The organism is Moorena sp. SIO3B2 (assembly GCF_010692525.1).
Lineage (GTDB): Bacteria > Cyanobacteriota > Cyanobacteriia > Cyanobacteriales > Coleofasciculaceae > Moorena > Moorena producens.
Map to the genome: position 1 here is coordinate 1 of NZ_JAAHHE010000521.1, position 3,581 is coordinate 3,581.

Genomic DNA, 3,581 nt, shown 5'->3' on the forward strand with positions numbered 1-3,581 from the left:
AGCTATCAGCTATCAGCTATCAGCTATCAGCTATCAGCTATCAGCTATCAGCTATCAGCTATCAGCTATCAGCTATCAGCTATCAGCTATCAGCTATCAGCTAATGCGCTACGGATGGTGCTACTTGAGGTGCTTTTGAATCAAAGAGGTAAGCATTCGAATAATGCTGAGTTAAGTCACAGCGCTTGTGGCCTATAGCAAAAACTAGAAGCTTGTGCCACAAAGCACCTCAATTAGCATGGCCAAAGGCTTTTCACCAGACTTTCAATTCTCATCAATCTCTCAATAATTAAATTCTATCGTTCCCGTAGCGTGGCCATAGGCCTGCATAGGTTTATGTTAAGCTGACAGCTGACAGCTGACGGCTGACAGCTGACGGCTGACAGAGGAGTACCCACCAGCCCCTGATAAGTGGGTATAAAAAACCCACTTACTGATCTCAATTTCGGTTATGCTTACTAGAAATACTTTCAGATCTCGAGATCTCGAGATCGGGTGATGAGGTGATGGGGATATCAGGTCAAGAATAGGAAAGAATAAGACATGACCACATGACAAGGTCAGCCCCCCTCTCCTGATCATTTAATGTCTAATCTAAGGACTTGATTAAACACCTTCTAAGATCACTTTATCAAGGAGCAGTTAACTAGATAGACTCATGACAATGCCGAACTTTTTAATCCTAGGTGCAGCTAAGGCTGGAACTACCTCAATTTATCGATATCTAAAGCAGCATCCGCAAATCTACATGAGTCCTTCCAAGGAACCTAGGTTTTTTGCTTTTGAAGGGGAAACTTTAGATTTCCGTGGGTTGGGAGATGAAAAAGAAGCAGATTTTATTGTCACTGATATTGACGCCTATCGTCAACTATTTAAAAAGGTAACTAATCAAGTAGCTATTGGTGAAGCATCTACAAGTTATCTCTACCTTGCGAAATCTGTTGAACGCATAAAGTACTACATTCCTAAGGCAAAACTGATCGCAATTGTTCGAGATCCAGCAGAAAGAGCCTATTCCAACTATTTACATTTACTCAAGCAAGAGCGCGAACCACTAACGGATTTTGCTGAGGCTCTTGACCAAGAAGAGAAGCGCATTCAAAATAACTGGTGGTCCTTCTGGCACTATAAACACCAGGGACTTTACTATGTCCAAATTAAGCGTTATTATGATACCTTTGAAAAAAGCCAGATTAAGGTTTACCTATACGAAGATTTGAATAATAATCCTCTAGGTATGCTGAAAGATATGTTTGGTTTTTTGGAGATAGACGATACCTTTACCCCAGATATATCTGAAAAAGTTAGGCAAGCTCCTCGCCTTCCCAAAAACAAAGCGTTGGAATCCTTTTTGAACCAACCGCACCCAGTTAAATCAATTCTCAGTCCATTGCTTCCTGCTAGCCTAAAGGATAAACTAGTTAACAAGATTAGATATTTAAATCGTGGTCAACCTAAGTTATCATCAGCAGTGCGGAAGCAATTGATTGAATTCTATCGCGAGGATATCCTCCAGCTTCAAGATTTGATTGGTCGGGATCTGTCCCAATGGCTAAAGTGTTGAAAATTAAGTTAACAAGTAAGTTTACAATTAGAATTTGACAATGAAGTTAAGTAAGTTAAGCTGTAAGCAGTCAGCCGTCAGCCGTCAGCCGTCAGCCGTCAGCTTATTTGATTCAAAAGCACCGATTGCGCTACGGGCACGCTGCGCGAACAGTAGCACCTCAAGTAGCGCATAGGCTGATAGCTGATAGCTGATAGCACCTCAAGTAGCGTGGCCAACGGCATTTAGCTGATAGCTAAATGCTTACGTTAAGCTGAAACTAAGCTGATCAAATTATTATCAACTTCAAATTGATGAGTTAGGAAATTAAGCTATGTCCAAAACTATGGACAAAAAAGTTATCGGTATGATCAGTAGCTATAAGGCACTGAAACCCAGTCCTGTTGATTGGCTATGGAAACAAACCCCTCGTCCTTTGGGGGTTTGGAAAAATATTCAAATGATAGCTACTGCACCTCAACCGGATTTTTTACTGCTATACAACTTTAACGAATTTTCTGACATCAAACCAGTTAAACCCAAATTTGGCAATTTTTTTGGGCTAGCTCACAAGCCCGCTGAGCCTAAGGTCGCAGATCTCAAGACTCTCTTGCGGGGAGTGCCGAAAGAACGGATTATTTCTTTGGTGCGAGAACCTCCCTTTCCAGAACGGGAAGAGATCCGAATTAATGAATATAAACAAGCTCAGGAATACTGTGGCTATGTATGTGGTCCTGATGATTTTGCGCCAATTCCTGACTATATGCCTGCTATTTCATACCACAACAATTCGTTTCGTGAATTGAATGAAATGGGACCGCCTGAAAAAGCTCGTTCCTGTTGTTGGATTACCTCCGGTATTGCTCGCACGGCTAATCATCGTCAGCGTTTGGCGTTTTTGAAGCTGTTGAGGGACAGTGATCTAGAATTTGACGTGTATGGACGGGATTTGCCAGACTGGGTAAACGGATATGGAAAAGTAGGGAATAAGTGGAATGCGATGGCTCCTTATTACTACAACCTGGCGATTGAAAACTATGCTGGTAATGATTGGTATGTGAGTGAAAAGTTGTGGGATGCTTTATTAGCCTGGTGTTTACCCATATACTATGGTGGTTCTGCTGCTGATAAATTATTGCCTCCAGGAAGCTTCTTGAGACTGCCAAGTGAGGATGAAAAGGGCTTAGCTTACATTCAGGAGGTGACCGCTACACCGGATGCATGGCATGACGCTCTAGATGCGATCGCAGAAGCACGTCAAATCATTTTACATGAGTTGAATTTACTCAACTTCTTGTCTAAAGTAGTGGAAAAACTGGGGTAAGTCTAGATGAGCACAGGAATTTATACATTGGCTAATGATCTGGTTTACAACCAACTGGTAGCACTGCTCAACAGCATAGAGGTTAATGCTGGGAAAGAGACTCCAGTTTGTGTAATTGCCTACAATGATCAATTAGACAACGTCCGTCAAGAAATTGCCACCCGAGATAATGTCACCTTGCTGGATAATCCAGAACTATTTGCCCGTTGGGAAGAGTTTTCCTACCGTGTTTGGAAAACTCACCCTGACGCTTTACAAGAATGGCAGGAACAAGGCATGAAGACGAAATTCTATCGGGTTGGTGAAAATCATCGTTACTGTGCGTTTGATCCAGAGAGTCCATTTGAAAAATTTATCTATCTCGATGCTGACACTCTGCTGATGAATTCCTTAGATTTCGTCTTTAAGCAGTTAGATGAAAGTGATTTTGTGGTTTATGACTTTCAGTATAAAGACCCAGCACATATTTTTAACGTAGCCTCACCGAAGTTACTGGAAGTATTCGATGAATCCCAGATTAATTCAGAAATTTTCTGTTCGGGATTTTATGGGGCTAAGCGGGGATTATTTCCTGAAGAGCAGCGAGAATGGTTAGTTTCTCAGTTAGCTAATGGGGAAGCAGAGGTTCTGTATAAGCGAGCGCCTAACCAATCTGTACTCAACTACATGAGGATGAGGTCTGGGTTATCGATCCATAATTTTGCTCTGAGTTTG

General features: G+C 41.9%; 5 protein-coding genes. All 5 read left to right on the forward strand.

Features of this window, described 5'->3' with window-relative positions:
• On the forward strand, nucleotides 1-198 hold a 198-nt coding region (locus F6K38_RS37305; protein ID WP_287360044.1), incomplete at its 5' end, for a hypothetical protein.
• 460 nt (nucleotides 199-658) lie between these two features.
• The gene (locus tag F6K38_RS37310; protein WP_287360045.1) at nucleotides 659-1,564 is read left to right on the forward strand and encodes a sulfotransferase family protein; all 906 of its coding nucleotides are present in this window, start codon (nucleotides 659-661) and stop codon (nucleotides 1,562-1,564) included.
• Between the two features lie 40 nt (nucleotides 1,565-1,604).
• The gene (locus F6K38_RS37315; RefSeq protein WP_267872030.1) at nucleotides 1,605-1,739 is read left to right on the forward strand and encodes a hypothetical protein; all 135 of its coding nucleotides are present in this window, start codon (nucleotides 1,605-1,607) and stop codon (nucleotides 1,737-1,739) included.
• 138 nt (nucleotides 1,740-1,877) lie between these two features.
• The gene (locus F6K38_RS37320; RefSeq protein WP_008184342.1) at nucleotides 1,878-2,867 is read left to right on the forward strand and encodes a glycosyltransferase family 10 domain-containing protein; all 990 of its coding nucleotides are present in this window, start codon (nucleotides 1,878-1,880) and stop codon (nucleotides 2,865-2,867) included.
• A gap of 6 nt (nucleotides 2,868-2,873) precedes the next feature.
• A partial coding sequence (locus F6K38_RS37325; protein WP_287360046.1) for an Npun_R2821/Npun_R2822 family protein occupies nucleotides 2,874-3,581 on the forward strand: 708 nt, incomplete at its 3' end.

Coding starts and splice junctions, on each gene's coding strand:
- F6K38_RS37320 (WP_008184342.1), top strand. CDS start 1,878: ATGTCCAAAACTATGGACAAAAAAGTTATCGGTATGATCAGTAGCTAT.
- F6K38_RS37315 (WP_267872030.1), top strand. CDS start 1,605: ATGAAGTTAAGTAAGTTAAGCTGTAAGCAGTCAGCCGTCAGCCGTCAG.
- F6K38_RS37310 (WP_287360045.1), top strand. CDS start 659: ATGACAATGCCGAACTTTTTAATCCTAGGTGCAGCTAAGGCTGGAACT.